Below are 18,874 nucleotides of genomic sequence, written 5' to 3' on the forward strand. Positions count from 1 at the left end.
AATAATAAAAATAAATATAAAATGGGATTTAATGAACTTATAAGCTCGATTTTCGGCAATAAATCGACACGGGATATGAAAGAGATTCAGCCGTGGGTAAATAAAATAAAAGCTGTTTATCCGGAAATTGCCGAACTTGACAATGACGCCCTACGCGCCAAGACTGAAGAGCTGAAAGCATATATCTGCAATTCCACCACAGAAGAACGCATAAAAGTGGAAGAATTGAAAGCGGGTATTGAAAGCATCGAACTGGAACATCGCGAAGAGGTTTTCGTACAGATAGACAAAATAGAAAAGGATATACTGGAAATCTACGAAAAAGTCCTCAATGAAATTCTGCCTGTAGCATTCTCCATTGTGAAGGAAACTGCCAAACGTTTCTCCGAAAATGAAGAAATCGTAGTAACGGCAACTGACTTTGACCGCCACCTGGCTGCTACAAAAGACTTTGTACGCATTGAAGACGACAAGGCAATCTATCAGAACCACTGGGTAGCGGGCGGCAACGAAATAACCTGGAACATGATACACTATGATGTACAGTTGTTTGGCGGTGTAGTATTGCATAAAGGTAAGATTGCCGAAATGGCAACCGGTGAAGGTAAAACATTGGTAGCCACCTTGCCGGTATTCCTTAACGCTTTAACCGGAAACGGTGTACATGTGGTTACCGTGAACGACTACCTGTCAAAACGTGACTCCGAATGGATGGGACCGCTTTATATGTTCCACGGCCTAAGCGTGGATTGCATAGACAAACACCAACCCAACTCCGATGCACGCCGCAAGGCATATCTGGCAGACATCACGTTCGGCACCAACAATGAATTCGGTTTCGACTACCTGCGTGACAATATGGCGATCAGTCCGAAAGACCTTGTACAACGCCGGCATAATTACGCAATTGTCGATGAGGTTGACTCCGTATTGATTGACGATGCCCGTACACCATTAATCATCTCCGGTCCGGTACCTAAAGGTGAAGATCAATTGTTTGAGCAACTCCGTCCGTTGGTGGAACGCCTCGTGGAAGTACAGAAAAAACTGGCTACCCAATATCTTGCCGATGCCAAACGGCTCATTGCCTCTGACGATAAGAAAGACCAGGAAGAAGGTTTCCTTGCCTTATTCCGTAGCCACAAAGCACTACCGAAAAATAAGCCTCTGATTAAATATCTCAGCGAACAGGGCATCAAAGCCGGTATGCTGAAGACAGAGGAAATCTACATGGAGCAGAACAACAAGCGCATGCACGAAGCAACCGATCCGCTGTACTTCGTAATTGATGAAAAACTGAACAGTGTAGACCTGACAGATAAAGGTGTGGATTTGATTACCGGCAACTCGGAAGATTCCACTCTATTCGTACTACCTGATATTGCCGCCCAACTTTCCGAATTGGAAAATGAGACTGACCTGACCGACGAACAGCGTCTGGAAAAGAAAGATGAGTTAATGACCAATTATGCCATCAAGTCCGAACGCGTACACACCATTAACCAATTGCTGAAAGCATATACCATGTTCGAGAAAGATGATGAATACGTTGTTATCGAAGGACAGGTGAAGATTGTGGACGAACAGACCGGACGTATCATGGAAGGCCGCCGCTATTCCGATGGTTTGCACCAAGCCATTGAAGCCAAGGAACGTGTGAAAGTGGAAGCAGCCACACAGACATTCGCAACTATCACTTTGCAGAATTACTTCCGTATGTATCACAAACTCTCCGGTATGACCGGTACGGCGGAAACGGAAGCAGGTGAATTATGGGACATTTACAAATTGGACGTTGTAGTTATTCCAACCAACCGCCCCATTGCACGCAAGGATATGAACGACCGCGTTTACAAGACCAAACGCGAAAAGTATAAAGCTGTTATCGAGGAAATCGAACAATTAGTAAAAGCCGGACGTCCTGTACTGGTAGGTACTACATCTGTAGAAATTTCCGAGATGCTGAGCAAAATGCTTGCCATGCGTAAAATCGCACACAATGTATTGAATGCCAAACTACACCAGAAAGAAGCTGATATCGTAGCCACAGCAGGTATGAGCGGTACGGTAACCATTGCTACCAACATGGCAGGCCGTGGTACGGACATCAAACTAAGCCCGGAAGTAAAAGCCGCAGGCGGTTTGGCAATCATCGGTACCGAACGCCATGAGTCACGACGTGTAGACCGCCAGTTACGCGGACGTTCCGGCCGTCAAGGCGACCCGGGTTCTTCCGTATTCTTCGTATCTCTGGAAGACGACTTGATGCGCCTGTTCTCCTCCGACCGTATAGTGAGCGTAATGGACCGCCTCGGTTTCAAGGAAGGTGAAATGATTGAGCATAAAATGATTTCAAACTCTATTGAACGTGCACAGAAGAAGGTGGAAGAGAATAACTTCGGTATTCGTAAGCGCTTGCTGGAATATGACGATGTGATGAACAAACAACGCACAGTTGTCTATACCAAGCGCCGTCATGCCTTGATGGGCGAACGTATCGGAATGGACATTGTTAATATGATTTGGGATCGTTGTGCAGTCGCTATCGAAGCTCCTGACTACGAAGATTGCAAAATGAGTTTCTTACAAACCCTTGCCATGGAGATTCCTTTCTCGGAAGAACAATTCCGTAATGAAAAGAAAGAGAAACTTGCGGAAGAAGCCTTCAGTGTAGCTATGGAACAATTCAAACGCAAGACAGAGCGCTTGGCGCAAGTTGCATATCCGGTTATCAAACAGGTGTACGAAACGCAAGGACACATGTACGAAAACATTCTTATTCCTATCACGGACGGCAAGCGTATGTACAATATCTCTTGCAGCCTGAAAGCCGCCTACGAAAGTGAGTGTAAAGAAGTAGTGAAGGCTTTCGAGAAGTCTATCCTATTGCACGTCATCGACGAATCGTGGAAAGAGAACCTCCGTGAACTGGACGAACTGAAACATTCGGTACAGAATGCAAGTTACGAACAGAAAGATCCGTTGTTGATTTATAAACTGGAGTCGGTAAATCTATTCGACAGTATGGTGGATAAAATCAATAATCAGACAATATCTATCCTGATGCGCGGACAAATTCCTGTGCAAGAACCTCAAGATATACGTCGGGCTGCTCCTGAAAAGAAGCAGGATATGAGCAAATATCGTGAACAGAAGCAAGATCTGAATGAACTGAATGACCCGAATCAGCAGGCTGCTGCCCAGCAAGACACACGCGAAGCAGTAAAACGTGAGCCGATTCGTTCTGAAAAAACAGTAGGACGTAATGACCCATGCCCTTGCGGAAGTGGTAAGAAGTACAAGAACTGTCACGGAAAGAACATTTGATAATAGACTCTTTGGCGGAATTTAATATATTCCGCCAAAGAGTATTGAATATAACTTCCGCATAATAACCAAACCTATACAAAAAGATTCATGTGACCTTTAAATAAGGAGAAAGCTTATGACTAAACACTGGAATTTCCTGTTATTCTGTTGCATCTTGTTGTTTGGCGGTTGCCAAAGCGTAGAGCAACTATCCATTGACTATATGGTTCCGGCAGAAATCAGTTTTCCTTCTACCCTCAAACGGGTAGCTGTAGTAAATAATATGCCTTCTATTCCGGACAATCAACTGATTGTCGATGAGCCTAAGGAAAAAGACAAGGCGGAAATAACCCGCCAGACAAAATATTATAATGGTAATCCTCAAATTGTCGTTGAATCATTGGCAGAGGCAATTGCTCAGGAAAACTATTTTGATTTAGTTGCCATTTGCGACTCCGCCCTACGGGCTAATGATATTATCCTACGCGAAAGCACACTTAGTAAAGAAGAAGTAGAAGAACTTACCGAAAGTTTGGATGTAGACTTTCTGATCGCCCTGGAAAACATACAGATACGTTCTCTCCGCAAAATAGAATATCAGCCTCAATGGGGCGTTTACGAAGCAACCTTAGATGCGAAAATTTACCCTACTTTTAAAATATATCTGCCCAAACGAAATGGACCGATGGTAACCATCAACGCTAATGACAGTATATTTTGGGAAAGGTTCGGCCAAAGCATGTCCTATACAAGTTCACAGCTTATTGATGACAAAAAGATGCTGGAAGAGGCATCCGAATTTGCAGGTACTATCCCTGTCAAGCATCTCTTACCCCAATGGAAGACTGTTGACAGATACCTGTTCACAGGCGGTTCAGTAAATATGCGCGACGCCGCCGTTTTTGTTCATGAAGAGAATTGGGATAGGGCAATCGAACTCTGGAAGCAAACGTATGAGAAAAAGAAGAAAGGAAAGATAAAGATGCATGCCGCCTATAACGTGGCATTAGGATACGAAATGAAAGACAGCATCAATACTGCGGAAGAATGGGCATTAAAAGCGCAAGAGATAGCATACGATATAGATAAAGTAGACAATAAGAAGAAACAGAATACTGTAGACATCAGCGAGGTGCCCAACTACCTTGTTGTTACCCGGTATTTGAACGAATTACAGGAACGAAAAGCCGGATTGATACGATTGGACGTACAAATGCAGCGATTTAAGAATGATTTTTAGTCTAATAATGCGAAGGTTATTATTTTTTTTATACCTTTGAACATTGATTAAGAAAGGATATTTATCATGAAATTGAGTCAAGCATCATTATCACTATTAGAAACAACCATAAAACAGGCAATCGGTAAGTTCACTTGCGGTTGTGAACAAACTGTTGTAACCGACATTCATCTGCAAGCCAACCAAAATTCCGGTGAGCTGTTTGTTTTTGATGATGAAGATGAAGAGTTAGCGAATATCACCATCGAAGAGTGGATGACTTATGAAGGGGATGATTTCTATGACAGTGTGGAACGTATCCTCTCTTCCCTGCTTAACACAATGAAAAGTCGTGGTACTTTTGACAAACTGACTATCCTGAAACCTTATTCATTTGTATTGGTAGACGATGAAAAAGAGACAGTCACCGAACTCATGCTGATGGACGACGACACCCTGCTCGTAAACGATGAATTATTGAAAGGGTTGGATGAAGAACTGGATACTTTCCTGAAAGAACTATTGGAAAAATAAGATATCCCACTTTTCTTTTCATTTTGCAGATACATGATAACGCCGACCTATTATGTTTCCAATCAGCGTTATCATGATTAAATTTATCTCCTTTACTACTTGATACGCACACCAAAGAATTTAGAACGTCCTGTTATGAAGAGGGTGTTTCTATCTTTACCTCCAAACTGCAAAGTAGAAGGCCGCTCAGGAACTGTTATCATTCCTTTCTTATTTCCGTCCTTATCAAAGATATAAATCTCTCCGTCGGTTATATACAAATTTCCATCCCGATCTACAGCAGAACCAAACTCCCCTTGTTCTACAAAATATTGCAAATTAGAGAGAGTGCCATCGGCAGCTACATCCATCTTCACCATCCTGCGATCATACTCATCAGATGTATAGAACAGTTTTCCGGGGTATGCTTCCAATAAAGAAGAACTACGGGATAAATCAAAGTAATGAGGAATAATAGTCTTCCCATCCGGCGCCAGGAAACACATTTCGGGAACATAAACCGATACTTCATTGAAATCATGGAAATCTCTCCAACGATTGGAAGGGTACAAAGCCTTATAAACATTCTTTACCTCTCCCATAGGGACACGCGGTAACAGGCGAATCGTTTCTTCGGGATTATCCGGATCCATAGAATATACCCTCATGGTATAAGCCGAATTCCCATAACCACTGAATGAGGTTCCTCTTGTGTCAGGCATCACAGGCATCCGTTCCGGTTTACCGTCAACCAGATAGCCGGCTTGTACATCGTAACGAAACAACACCAGCAAGTTATCTTGCGAATCAAAAGCCAGATTGGAAGGCTTCCACGGGAAATCGGCAACCAGCGACAAACTATTCGTTTCGACCGACCATTTGTAGATGCGGCGCATCCTATGTTCGCAGAAATAGATATTACCCTTACTGTCACGGGTGATACCTTCTATAAATTCAAAATCGGATGCCAATTGGTTGACCTTATTCATATCATTGGTCAGTGGTTGCTGATGAGGCTCTTTTCCTGTTACAATCAAACGCGAAAGTTCCCAAGGGCGTATGTTGATATCCTTATTAACGTCAAAGACTGCAATGTTATTCGTGTACTTTATCTGAGAGTAGTTATGCAAATTCAAGAAGGCCACATTCTCGCAATTACGGATACGGACAGAACTGTGGTAGGGTGTATTGACACGAATCACGCGGAACATATACAGGTTGGCAAACGTCATATCCTTGCAATCATCCATCTCTATCGGCTGGCAGTCAGAGCTTTCACGACTCTCTTCCTCTGTCTGCATACAATAGACTTTCCAGTTGGACACTTTACTGAAACGGACTTCATTCCGCACATGATGTTCGATAGACATGGCATAAACACGACTGGGGGTATTTGTGTTGTTTGCATAAAAGCCATTGGTCGCATACGTACTCGCAGTCCAGATGTCTTTGAAGGTTCCACCGCCATTATTCGTTACCCATAGACTCCAATACTGGTTATCCCATGCCTGGTCCATTCCTAAATCATAGACAGGATTATCGGGAGAACTAATACGGGGAGACCGGTTCCAGGATCCTCCGCCACTCTCATTATCACCTGGTTTTGGTTTCCTCAAGCCACCATGTCCGCCTACAAACTTCACATCGTTGATATAAGATTCAGCGCTTGCCATCCACTTCACTCCTACCGCACGGTAATTGATGCCACCGGTATTAACACCGATACCCACCAACATATTTGCACCTCCGACTGATGACTCCAGCATAGCTTTCGGGCCTCCGAAACCACTGAAAGCCGGAGTACTCTCCGCCAAACGGAATTGGGTGCCAAACGGATGTAAGCCTATCAACTTTGTATTCGGCTTCATCTTCAATGTTTCCGATATCAGATACCAGCCTTGGGGAACATAGATATTATCATATTTATCCATAGCTTCCTGAATGGCTTTCGTATCATCTGTCTCGCCATCTCCTTTTGCTCCCAGTTCGCGAAGGTTTACCCATGTAGCCATTGCCGGTAATGCGGGAATATCCATAAATTGGGCTACCGGCATTTTCTGTACCGGTTCAACGTCCAACAAAGTCTGATATTGCGGCGTATCCAGAAGGTTGTCCATCTGAAGCCCGTGATCGTATGACTTTACATTATATATTTTATGCGCGACCTTTGTTTCGGTATTGCTCCGGGTATATTTAGCCAACGTTGGGACATTCTTACAATATACATTGCGGAAAGTGATTTGATTATTACTATTATTCTCATTAGTAATGACTACAGCCGGACCACTGATGTTCTCAAAGTAGCTATTCTCCAGGAAAAGTTTATCGCAATAATTAGGATCTATATCAAACACCACCGGAACATTCCTGGCATGCAGATTCACCATAGCCAAACCTGACTCTTGACAGCGGAGGGCAGCAATACGCTGACCTTCAAAGTAGGAATCAACCATCATAACAGGCCATCCCGGAGAAGATTTTGTTGTGTAAATACCATAGTCTCCTCCATAAAAAGCCACATTCTCCATTTCATTTCCGATATCAAACATACCGGCTTTGCCTTTTCCGATATGTATTGCCACATAACTAATGAAAGAATGTTGCGCATAATGGGTACGAAGCGCCACTGCATGGGGGTTACCATCTTCTATGCGAAGATTGATATTGGACATTGCACTGTAGAAAGTACTTGCGCTGGCATCACGGGGAGATTGTCCTTCTTCAACCAAAGCGCCGGTGAACCAAAACATGTATTTGGCTTTGCCTTTGTCTGCAACAACTTCTTCCTGAAAGCCCGGAGAGTTCTTAGCCAGAATAAATTCAGGACGATTCTTCCCATAACCTATCAAACGAATTGCGGCAGGAATATAAATTGTTTTGCTGATTTTGTATTTCCCTTCCGGAATGAAAAGGATACCGAAATTTCTTTCTTTCTTAACTTGGTTAATGGCTGCTTGCAATGCATCAGATACATCTACTTTCCCATCAGCCTTTATCGGATAATTCTCAGCCGTGAAGTAAAAAGCCTCCTGATCATCAGGCTTTTGGGAGTAAATGGAATTTAGTTCAACGGCATAGAGCTGCGTAGACACCAATCCCAGTAACATAAATAAGGTAATTCGTAACGTCTTCATAGTATTACTTTTTTTGTGTTATATAAAAAGAGGGTATGTCAAACATACACGGGAGTTCAAGAGGCCGTGTCAAAAGTAAAGTCACTATCAAAAAGATATTTTCATCCGCAGACGACACAGATAACACAGATTAGGTTTTAAATAAATCCGCGTAATCCTGTGTTATCTGCGGATGAAAGATAGTAGGCTTAAAACTTCTAAGTCTCAAGCTACGCCTTTTTCAACACAGCAATACTTTCTTTCAAAGAATTGATAATGCTTTCCGCATCCGCCTGTTTTTTACGCTCCAATTCAAGAACAGCGGCAGGCGCATTATTTACAAACTTTTCGTTGCCCAGTTTCTTCATTACACCTTGCAGGAAACCTTCCTTATGCTTCAGATCGGCTTCCATACGGGCGATTTCGGCTTCCACATCAATCATATTACCCAAAGGTATTGCATATTCAGTTGTTCCTACCATAAATGAAGCGGCACCTTCCGCTTTTACATCCACGACCTCAATTGCCGTGAGATTACACATCTTCTCAATAACCGAATTAATTGCAGCAACCGGATTGTCACCTACAACTTGTAATTCCAACGCCTCTTTTTGAGCTATGTTCTTCTGCAGACGAATAGAACGAACGTTACTGATAACCTCTTTCACGACCTCAAACCGCTGAACCGTATCACCATCTACATAAGTATCCATAGATAATGGACACACCATAATACTTTCACCTTCCTCGCGCTCGTACATCTGTTGCCAAAGTTCTTCAGTAATGAACGGCATGAACGGATGAAGCAGGCGAAGCAAATTATCGAAATAACAAATTGTAGCATTATGAACCGTACGATTTATGCCTTGTCCGTAAACCGGCTTTATAATTTCAAGATACCATGAAGAAAATTCGTCCCAGAACAGTTTATAAACAGCCATAAGAGCTTCGCTCAAACGATACTTACTGAACAGGTCGGCTACTTCGGCAGCAACTTCATTCTGTTTGGATTCAAACCAGGAAATTGCCCAATTTGCCGCTTCGGAAACAGGTTGGCTATCATCAATCGTCCAGCCGTTTACCAGGCGGAAAGCATTCCATATCTTGTTGCAGAAGTTGCGTCCCTGTTCGCAAAGAGCATCATCGAACAAGATATCATTTCCGGCGGGAGCCGCCAACATCATACCCATGCGTACACCGTCGGCGCCATATTTTTCTATCAGTTCCAACGGATCGGGAGAGTTGCCGAGTGACTTGGACATCTTACGTCCCAGCTTATCACGAACAATACCCGTAAAGTACACATTCTTAAAAGGCATCTCTCCTTCATACTCATATCCTGCCATAATCATGCGGGCTACCCAGAAGAAAATAATATCCGGACCTGTCACCAAATCACTTGTCGGATAGTAGTATTTGATGTCCTCATTACCCGGATTATTGATTCCATCAAATAAAGAGATAGGCCATAGCCAGGAAGAGAACCAAGTATCCAGACAATCTTCATCTTGGCGAAGGTCTGCCACCGCCAAAGCAGGATTACCCGTTTTTTCTTTCGCCAGACTTAGGGCTTCTTCTTCCGTTGCAGCTACCACGTAGCCTCCTTCCGGAAGGAAATATGCCGGAATGCGGTGTCCCCACCACAACTGACGGCTGATACACCAGTCTTTGATGTTCTCCATCCAATGGCGATATGTATTCTTATACTTGGGAGGATAGAATTTCAAATCATCATTCATTACGGGCGGCAATGCCATGTCTGCAAAATGCTGCATCTTCAGGAACCACTGCATGGAAAGTTTCGGTTCGATAACCACATTGGTACGTTCCGAGTAACCCACCTTATTAGTATAGGCTTCCACCTTCTCCAACAGACCTGCTGCCTCAAGGTCTTTCTCAATCTGCTTGCGCACATCAAAACGATCCATGCCGATGTAAAGGCAGGCAGCTTCACTCAACGTACCGTTATCATTAAAGATATCAATGCTTGGCAAGTTATATTTCTCACCCAACATATAGTCGTTTGCATCATGGGCAGGAGTTACTTTCAGGCAACCTGTACCAAATTCAATGTCCACATAGTCGTCTTCAATAACCGGAACAGCGCGATTCACCAATGGAATAATTACTTTCTTGCCTTTCAGCCATTCATTCTTAGGGTCATTGGGATTGATACACATGGCCGTATCACCCATAATCGTTTCCGGACGGGTAGTAGCCACTACTGCATAGCGCCCTTCCGGGTCACCTTCTACTTTATAACGCAGGTAATACAGCTTGCCATGCTCTTCTTTATAGATTACTTCTTCATCAGAAAGTGCAGTCAAGGCTTTCGGATCCCAGTTTACCATACGTACACCACGGTAAATCAATCCTTTGTTGTATAAATCTACAAAGACCTTGAGCACGCTTTCACTACGTTTTTCATCCATAGTAAAAGCTGTACGGCTCCAATCACAAGAAGCGCCAAGTTTTCGGAGTTGTTTCAGGATTATACCACCATGTTCGTCTGTCCATTCCCAAGCATGCTTCAGGAACTCATCACGGGTAAGATCCGTCTTCTTAATACCTTGTGCGGCAAGTTTATTTACTACTTTAGCTTCAGTTGCAATAGAGGCATGGTCAGTACCCGGTACCCAGCAGGCATTCTTACCTTCCATGCGGGCACGGCGTACCAGAATATCTTGAATGGTATTATTAAGCATGTGTCCCATGTGCAACACACCAGTGACGTTAGGGGGAGGGATGACGACGGTATAAGGCTCACGACCATCGGGTTTTGAACTGAATAATTTGTGGTTCAACCAGTATTGATACCACTTTCCCTCTACATCAGCAGGGTTGTACTTAGTTGCTAATTCCATATCTTTAAATCTGTATATATTAGTGTATTGCGAATAATGGGCGCAAAATTACTAAATTAAAATCAAATGTTGCCACCCTCCGGTGCTTTCTGTGCTGAGAACGACAATTTATAACCCTCATAAAGAGCTATTCCATAGAATACGATTGTCATAGAAGCCATATTCTCCACCATCAAGGACTTTATTACACCATAATCGGCATGTAGAAGAGCTTCCATAAAAGATATTTCATTTTCATCCGCTGCCCAGCCTATGATTGAGAAGAAATCACCCATAATACAGCTCAGTAGAGCCAAAGCAGCGCCAATGATACCGAATATAGGACGTATTCCTTTTCCCTGGCGCATCGCTATTCCTACCAGGAAACCAACACCAATGGCCATATAGCCTATCTGATATCCGGTAGAAATAGATATCAAAGCCCAGGCTACCGCTCCCACAATACACGCCAATGCTCCCAACAATACTGCTTTCGGTAAGTTTTCTTTAGCCAAAAGTTGTTCTCTGTCCACGTATCCTGAATAATCCTCCGGATTCGGAGTAGGAGCCATTTTTTCTAATTCTTCATCTTTCTGATAACTCTCGCATTCACCCTGAAAAGCAGGGGCAGATCCAGTACGTTTACAAACTAATCCTCTTCCGTTCACAAAGTCGCGTGAAATACAATTACGACAATAGCGTTCAATGTCATTCTGTTCAATCATAACCACGATGTTTAATATTGTTTCTAAAATGTTAATTAGTAGTTTTTTTGCAAATATAGAGCTATTTTCCTACGTAACATTTAATAAATGCATATTTTTGCCTTTCAAATTATGATTTAAGAATGGAATACAAGCAAAGGATGCGCTACATAACACTGTGCGTGCTGTTATTGACTATTTGGACCACACAACTCATTCCGGTTATGGGAAAAGTATATGCCGACCATATATATCCGGTCATTGCCTACTGCCTGTCCTTTTTCTCGCGGTTAATACCCTTCGCTATCGGAGATTTATTCATAGCCCTCAGTATTGCAGGCGTACTTCTCTACCCTGTTTATGCCCGTTGTTTTCAAAAGAAGAAATGGAAACGCATTTTGCTGAATGATGTAGAATATCTGCTATGGATATACGCCTGGTTCTACCTTGCATGGGGACTGAATTACTCTCAGCCCAACTTCTACCAACGCACAAATATTCCCTATACCGCATACACTCCGGAAAACTTCCAAGAGTTCGTAGATGATTATGTTGAAAAGCTGAATGCCTCATATATGGATGTCACTTCCGTCAACAAAGACCTCATTTGCCGGGAAATCGTTAGCGGATACCACCAAATCAGTGATACATTGGGCGTACATCATCCTTTCCACAAATCCCCTCGGGTGAAAACAATGCTCTTCACGCCGCTAATCTCCGCAGTCGGAGTCACCGGAAGTATGGGACCTTTCTTCTGCGAATTTACCTTGAACGGAGATTTACTTCCTTCACAATATCCTGCTACATACGCCCACGAACTGGCACACCTGCTGGGTATCTCCGGCGAAGCTGAAGCTAACTTCTACGCCTACCAGGTTTGTACCCGCTCACAATCACAAGACATCCGTTTCTGCGGATATTTCTCCGTATTAGGTCATGTACTGGGCAATGCCCGCCAACTGATGGGGGAAGAAGAATACAAGGAACTTTTCAACAGGATACGTCCTGAAATCATAGAACTTGCTCAAAAGAACCGTGAATACTGGATGAAGAAATATAGCCCTCTTGCCGGAAATATACAAGATTGGATATATGACTTGTACTTGAAAGGAAACAAGATACAAAGTGGCCGTAAGAACTATTCTGAAGTAGTAGGATTACTTATTTCTTATCACACATATTGCACCGGAAAGAAGAAATAACTCACCAATAATCAATAATAAAATAAAGAAATGTCACATACAAGAAAAGAACAGATGGAAGCCTTTGGACGCTTCCTTGACATACTCGACGAACTCCGCGAGAAATGTCCCTGGGATCGCAAACAGACAAATGAAAGCTTGCGCCCCAATACTATTGAAGAGACTTATGAACTTTGTGATGCTTTGGTACGCGATGACAAAAACGATATCTGTAAAGAATTGGGTGATGTATTGCTCCATGTGGCTTTCTACGCCAAAATAGGTTCCGAGAAAGGTGATTTCGACATGAAGGATGTGTGCGACCATCTTTGTGAAAAATTAATTTTCCGCCATCCGCATGTATTTGGTGATGTAAAGGCTGATACCGCCGGACAGGTTTCCGAAAACTGGGAACAACTGAAACTAAAGGAAAAAGATGGCAACAAAAGCGTTCTAAGTGGCGTACCAGCTGCTTTACCTTCACTGATTAAGGCATACCGCATTCAGGATAAAGCCCGTAATGTTGGTTTTGACTGGGAAGAACGCGAACAAGTTTGGGACAAAGTGAAAGAGGAAATCCGGGAATTCCAGACAGAAATCGCCAATATGAATAAGGATAAAGCGGAAGCCGAATTCGGCGATGTCCTGTTCAGCCTCATCAATGCCGCCCGGCTCTACAAAATTAATCCCGACAATGCATTGGAACGTACCAACCAAAAGTTTATCCGGCGTTTCAATTACCTGGAAGCGCATACCATTAAAGAAGGGAAGAATTTACACGAGATGACTTTGGAAGAAATGGATGTTATCTGGAATGAAGCCAAAAACAAAGGGAAATAGGAAAAACAAAAAACCTTATGAATAATTTCCGGAGGAAGCGATAACTTCTTCCTGCGATTATTCATAAGGTTCAACTATATATCCAATTTACAATTCCTATTTCTTTTTTCCTTCGTGATTTCGGGGAGGTTCGTTTTTCCTTTGCATACCCTTCAACAGTTCGCGATTAAAACGCATCTCCACCCGCTGTATCATATAGATTTTCTTAACGGAAAGTATCTTTTTAAACTTCTCATAATAAGTTTTTTCCAGACGATTGATGGAAATACGAATATCAAATACGCTTCCCATTATTTCATCGTACTGCGCTTCGGTGGTTTTTTCATCCTTTCCTTTGCGAAGCAAATTCCATACCTCATCATTCAATTCCTTTTTACGGTCTTGCAGTTCAAAATAAACAGGAAAGAACTTGGCAGCTTCTTCCTTGTTCAGCCCCGCTTTCTCTGTGATATACGCTTTCTGTTTCGTACGGAATTCATCTGGGGATAAATGCTGGTTAGGTCCTTCCGTCGCCCACAATAAGGGCACAAAATTACACATTGTAACAAATAAAACAATCAGCTTTTTCATTTTTCTTCTCAATACAAGTTACGTTGTTCCTACATTATTCCATATCGCTATCCGTGAGATAGACATACAACGAATAATCAGCCAGCATAGAATTATCCAGCACAGTACTAATATATTCATCAGAGACAACTTCCGTTTCACTTTCGTCCATTACTATTTGATCGGTAGCGGTGGCAGGTGTCCGGTCGGTAGAAGCAACACGAATTATCAATGCCGCTCCGACAAACATAGCAGTCATATACAACCAGGGCTTAATCCTCTCCCACTTCGTAGGTTCTCTCTTAAATGCAGGTTTCTCTTTTTCCGGAAGCCGGCTCATCACCTCTGAAGTAAGATTTTCAAAGTATCCTTCAGGAACATGGAAAACATTTTCTTTCCCTATCTTCTTCAAGATGTTATCTTCTTCTTTCATAAGCTTTATTCTTCTCTGTCAGTTTAGACTATATTCTTTTATAAAGGTTTAAATCTCTCTTTCTAAAAACTTCTCGATCTTCTTTACGGCATGATGATAAGAGGCTTTCAAAGCGCCGACAGAGGTCCCGAACACCTCGGACATGTCTTCATACTTCATTTCTTGATAGTACTTTAAGTTGAATACCATACGCTGTTTTTCCGGTAAAGTATGTAATGCCTTTTGCAAAGCCATCTGTGCCTGATGACCCGAGAAGTACGGATCGCTTTCCAACTGTTGAAGTGCGGAGGCATCTTCATCATCAATAGAAACAGTAGTTACGGCGCGTTGTTTATTAAGGAAAGTCAGACATTCGTTCAGTGCAATGCGATAGAGCCATGTAGAAAGTTTTGCGTCTCCCCGGAAATAGTCAATATTCATCCATGCCTTAATGAAAGTATTCTGAAGCAAATCATTGGTATCTTCATGCGAAAGCACCATGCGGCGGATTTGCCAGTATAATTGTTCGCTATATTGCGCCACAATCATCTCAAACCCCCTCTTTTGTGTACTTTCATCTTGTAGAAGTCGCAGCACTTCGAGTTCATTATAGGAAGGATTCATCTATTCCGCTCGTTTATTTGATAACTACTTTCCGCACTACATTTCCTATTTTGAAGATATAATAACCTTTGGACAGATTGACCTGCACCGTTTCGTCTGTAGAATTAATGCGTATAGTAGTGAGTTTTACACCTACAATATTGTAGACTTCCATCTGAGAACCAGGCTCGGCATTTTGTACACGTACCAGATTATCTGCCGAAACAGTCAGCACAATTGTAGATTGCGGCTGCTCTTTTTGCACCGTTTCTTGCTTCCGGCCGTCTTGCGCCCATAACATGGACTGTGCCGAAAAAGTCAACATAAAAAAGAAACAATGGAGTAACTTTCTCATCTATAAGCCTCTGTTTTCAGATTATTCCGTACAAATATACGGCATTCAATTCGATTAAACAAAAATCTGACAGTTAAATGATGATTATTTGCCTCATGAATAATGTAGGTTAGAGTAGACTAAACATTCAAACATAGCGTTTCGCTCGCCAGAACAGTCTCCGGGAAAACAATTGAGGCTTCTTCAAGCAAAATATTCTCATCTTCATACCGGGCTGAGAAATGCCCGATAAGCAACTTCTTCACTTCGGCCGCCTTAGCTATTTCTCCGGCTTGAGTGGCTGTGGTATGATATGTTTCCCTGGCGCGAGGCAAATTCGCATCTGCAAAGGTGGCCTCATGAAACAATAAATCGACCCCCCTGATCTGTTCTATTATCCCGGGCGTACAGATAGTATCCGAACAATAGGCATAACGACGAGGTAATGCAGACGGCCGTGTGAGCAAAGAATTAGGAATCACTTCCCCTTCGGGTGTGGTATAATCCAGTCCGTTCTTAATCTTATTCAGTTCGTACACCGGCACTTTGTAGAAATCAACCATTTCCCGGATTATATGGTTGGGGCATTGTTTCTCTGCGAACAAAAAGCCACAGCACGGAATACGGTGGCGCAACGGTATGGTAGTCACCGTCAAAGAACGGTCTTCATATACGATTACGGGAGTATTCGTTTCGAACTCATGAAAAAGAACCTTATAGGTCATTTGCCGGCAAAAAAAGTCCAGCATCGGAGCCAGCAAATCTTCCAACCCCTTGGGTGAATGAATATGCAACTGTGCTGTTCTTCCTAACAAATTAAGCGTAGATATCAATCCTAACAAACCAAAACAGTGGTCTCCATGCAAATGAGAAATAAAAATATGATTCAGCCGTGAGAACTTTAGCCTGGATTTACGAAACTGCAACTGCGCCCCTTCCCCGCAATCTATCATATAGAGTTTATCGCGTACATTCACCACCTGCGAAGAAGCAAAGTGACGGGTAGTAGGCAGCGCGGAACCGCAGCCAAGAATATGTAATTCAAATTTCTCCATAACGCCTGCAAACTTACATAAAAATCACGAAAAAGAAAGGGTGCCTGTGAAAAACAAGCACCCTTACCTTATTATATATAGAAGTTATTACTTCTTTCCAGCTTCCATTTGCTCTTTCAAAGCAGCCAAAGCATCAATGTCGCCCAGAGTAGTAGAGGCAGTCTGGTTTTGAATAGCCGGGGCCTCTTCTCTTTTGGTATTGTTTGTTTTCTTAGCAGCCGCTTTCTTTTCAGCTCTTTCTTCTGCCTTAGCAGCATCTTCGAAGATACGGCTGTGAGAAAGGATGATGCGCTTAGCGTCTTTGTTGAACTCAATAACTTTGAATGAAAGTTTTTCGTCCATCTGAGCCTGAGAACCATCTTCTTTAACAAGATGTTTCGGAGTAGCGAAACCTTCTACGCCATAAGGCAAAGAAACAACGGCGCCCTTATCCAACATTTCGATAATAGTACCTTCGTGTACGGAACCTACGGTGAATACAGTTTCGAATACATCCCAGGGGTTTTCTTCGAGTTGCTTGTGGCCAAGGCTCAAGCGACGGTTTTCCTTATCAATTTCCAGAACCTGAACTTCAATGTCGGCACCAATATGAGTGAACTCAGACGGATGTTTAACTTTCTTAGTCCAAGACAGGTCAGAGATATGGATCAAGCCGTCAACACCTTCTTCGATTTCAACAAATACACCGAAGTTAGTGAAGTTACGAACTTTTGCAGTATGCTTGGAACCGATAGGATACTTGTCTTCGATAGTTTCCCACGGATCTTGTTTCAACTGTTTGATACCCAAAGACATCTTACGTTCTTCGCGATCCAAAGTCAGAATTACGGCTTCTACTTCGTCACCCACCTTCATGAAGTCCTGTGCAGAACGCAAGTGTTGTGACCAAGACATTTCAGACACGTGAATCAAACCTTCAACACCCGGAGCGATTTCGATGAATGCACCGTAGTCAGCCATAACCACTACTTTACCTTTCACCTTGTCACCTACTTTCAACTCTGCATCAAGAGCATCCCAAGGATGCGGAGTGAGTTGTTTCAGACCAAGAGCGATGCGTTTCTTTTCATCGTCGAAATCAAGGATAACAACGTTGAGTTTCTGGTCGAGTTCAACCACTTCTTTCGGATCGCTAACACGTCCCCAGGACAGGTCGGTAATATGGATCAAACCATCTACGCCACCCAGGTCGATAAATACACCGTAAGAGGTGATATTCTTAACGGTACCCTCAAGAACTTGTCCTTTTTCGAGTTTACCGATGATTTCTTTCTTCTGTTGTTCCAGTTCGGCTTCGATAAGAGCTTTGTGGGAAACAACAACGTTTTTGAATTCCTGATTGATTTTAACAACCTTGAATTCCATCGTTTTGCCAACGAATACATCGTAGTCGCGGATAGGTTTCACGTCGATCTGAGAACCCGGCAAGAATGCTTCGATACCGAATACGTCGACAATCATACCACCCTTCGTGCGGCACTTGATGTAACCCTTGATAATTTCTTCATTTTCCAGAGCAGCGTTAACGCGATCCCAAGAGCGGGTAGCACGTGCTTTTCTGTGAGACAGAACCAACTGTCCTTTTTTGTCTTCCTGATTTTCGATGTACACTTCTACGGTATCACCTACTTTTAAATCAGGGTTGTAGCGGAATTCATTCAAAGGAATGATACCGTCTGATTTGTAACCAATGTTCACAACGACTTCGCGTTTGTTCATTGCGATTACAGTTCCGTCAACTACCTCACGGTCGTTAACCTTGTTAAGCGTACTGTCGTATGCTTTTTCCATCTCTTCTTGGCTGGCGCCGGCGAAGCTTTCACCATTTTCATAGGCATCCCAATTGAAGTCTTCAACAGGAGCTACATTTTTCAAATCTTCCATCAAATAAGTTGTTTTTTTAATTAATTGAGTGAGACATTATATTAGCTCATAAATCGGGCGCAAAGATAGAAGTATTTTCTTGAAGTGCAAAAGGTTCTACCTGATATTTCTCCGTCTTTTTCAATATTTCCCATAATAATGTACGCACGTGCGCGCTCGATCAGGCGCGTAATTCTCTATTTTTTCTTGAGGCCTTGTTACACACACATTTTAATTAATAGGTAGGGGGTACCTACCACCTATTAATTAAAAATGTGTGTAACACATAACATTAAAAAACTATAGATATTAAATATCAATACTTCGGTAAATAAT

Annotated in this window: 14 protein-coding genes; 5 read left to right on the plus strand and 9 right to left on the minus strand. The window is 42.7% G+C overall.

Annotated features, from left to right (window positions below; translation table 11 throughout):
* Positions 1-21: 21 nt before the first annotated feature.
* From secA to B2Z67_RS10185, 3 genes are all read left to right on the plus strand, one after another.
* Positions 22-3,327: a preprotein translocase subunit SecA gene (secA, locus tag B2Z67_RS10175; RefSeq protein ID WP_291529716.1), complete on the plus strand. Its 3,306-nt coding sequence runs from the start codon at positions 22-24 to the stop codon at positions 3,325-3,327.
* A gap of 118 nt (positions 3,328-3,445) precedes the next feature.
* Complete coding sequence (locus B2Z67_RS10180) at positions 3,446-4,549, plus strand: DUF6340 family protein (RefSeq protein WP_291529717.1); 1,104 nt, start codon at positions 3,446-3,448, stop codon at positions 4,547-4,549.
* Between the two features lie 66 nt (positions 4,550-4,615).
* Positions 4,616-5,062 carry a hypothetical protein gene (locus tag B2Z67_RS10185; RefSeq protein WP_291529718.1) on the plus strand — a complete coding sequence of 149 codons (447 nt, stop codon included), beginning with the start codon at positions 4,616-4,618 and terminating at the stop codon, positions 5,060-5,062.
* Positions 5,063-5,157: 95 nt separating this feature from the next.
* Here B2Z67_RS10185 and B2Z67_RS10190 read toward each other — a convergent pair whose 3' ends face one another.
* From B2Z67_RS10190 to B2Z67_RS10200, 3 genes are all read right to left on the minus strand, one after another.
* Positions 5,158-8,175, minus strand: a complete 3,018-nt coding sequence (locus B2Z67_RS10190) for a glycosyl hydrolase family 28-related protein (protein ID WP_291529719.1) — start codon at positions 8,173-8,175, stop codon at positions 5,158-5,160.
* Between the two features lie 209 nt (positions 8,176-8,384).
* Entirely contained in the window at positions 8,385-11,018 is a 2,634-nt protein-coding gene (locus B2Z67_RS10195; RefSeq protein WP_291529720.1) for a valine--tRNA ligase, read from the minus strand.
* 62 nt (positions 11,019-11,080) lie between these two features.
* On the minus strand, positions 11,081-11,722 hold the full coding sequence (locus tag B2Z67_RS10200) for a hypothetical protein (RefSeq protein ID WP_291529721.1): 642 nt from the start codon (positions 11,720-11,722) through the stop codon (positions 11,081-11,083).
* Between the two features lie 122 nt (positions 11,723-11,844).
* Here B2Z67_RS10200 and B2Z67_RS10205 point away from each other — a divergent pair, with 122 nt between their 5' ends.
* Positions 11,845-12,903 (plus strand): DUF3810 domain-containing protein, encoded by a 1,059-nt coding sequence (locus B2Z67_RS10205; RefSeq protein WP_291529722.1) that lies wholly within the window; start codon positions 11,845-11,847, stop codon positions 12,901-12,903.
* Between the two features lie 30 nt (positions 12,904-12,933).
* On the plus strand, positions 12,934-13,722 hold the full coding sequence (gene mazG / locus B2Z67_RS10210) for a nucleoside triphosphate pyrophosphohydrolase (RefSeq protein WP_291529723.1): 789 nt from the start codon (positions 12,934-12,936) through the stop codon (positions 13,720-13,722).
* A 96-nt stretch (positions 13,723-13,818) separates the two neighbouring features.
* Here the strand turns inward: mazG and B2Z67_RS10215 are convergent, their stop codons facing one another.
* From B2Z67_RS10215 to rpsA, 6 genes are all read right to left on the minus strand, one after another.
* Positions 13,819-14,292, minus strand: coding sequence for a hypothetical protein (locus tag B2Z67_RS10215; RefSeq protein ID WP_291529724.1), 474 nt, complete (start codon positions 14,290-14,292; stop codon positions 13,819-13,821).
* A 34-nt stretch (positions 14,293-14,326) separates the two neighbouring features.
* A complete protein-coding gene (locus B2Z67_RS10220) occupies positions 14,327-14,704 on the minus strand; it encodes a hypothetical protein (RefSeq protein WP_291529725.1) in 378 nt (125 codons plus the stop codon).
* A gap of 48 nt (positions 14,705-14,752) precedes the next feature.
* Positions 14,753-15,307, minus strand: a complete 555-nt coding sequence (locus B2Z67_RS10225) for an RNA polymerase sigma factor (protein ID WP_291529726.1) — start codon at positions 15,305-15,307, stop codon at positions 14,753-14,755.
* 13 nt (positions 15,308-15,320) lie between these two features.
* Positions 15,321-15,641, minus strand: a complete 321-nt coding sequence (locus tag B2Z67_RS10230) for a T9SS type A sorting domain-containing protein (RefSeq protein ID WP_291529727.1) — start codon at positions 15,639-15,641, stop codon at positions 15,321-15,323.
* A gap of 119 nt (positions 15,642-15,760) precedes the next feature.
* Positions 15,761-16,675 (minus strand): ribonuclease Z, encoded by a 915-nt coding sequence (locus tag B2Z67_RS10235; protein WP_291529728.1) that lies wholly within the window; start codon positions 16,673-16,675, stop codon positions 15,761-15,763.
* 87 nt (positions 16,676-16,762) lie between these two features.
* A complete protein-coding gene (gene rpsA / locus B2Z67_RS10240) occupies positions 16,763-18,559 on the minus strand; it encodes a 30S ribosomal protein S1 (protein WP_291529729.1) in 1,797 nt (598 codons plus the stop codon).
* Positions 18,560-18,874 lie beyond the last annotated feature (315 nt).

Source organism: Bacteroides sp. UBA939 (assembly GCF_002293435.1).
In the GTDB taxonomy this organism is placed as follows: Bacteria; Bacteroidota; Bacteroidia; order Bacteroidales; family Bacteroidaceae; genus Bacteroides.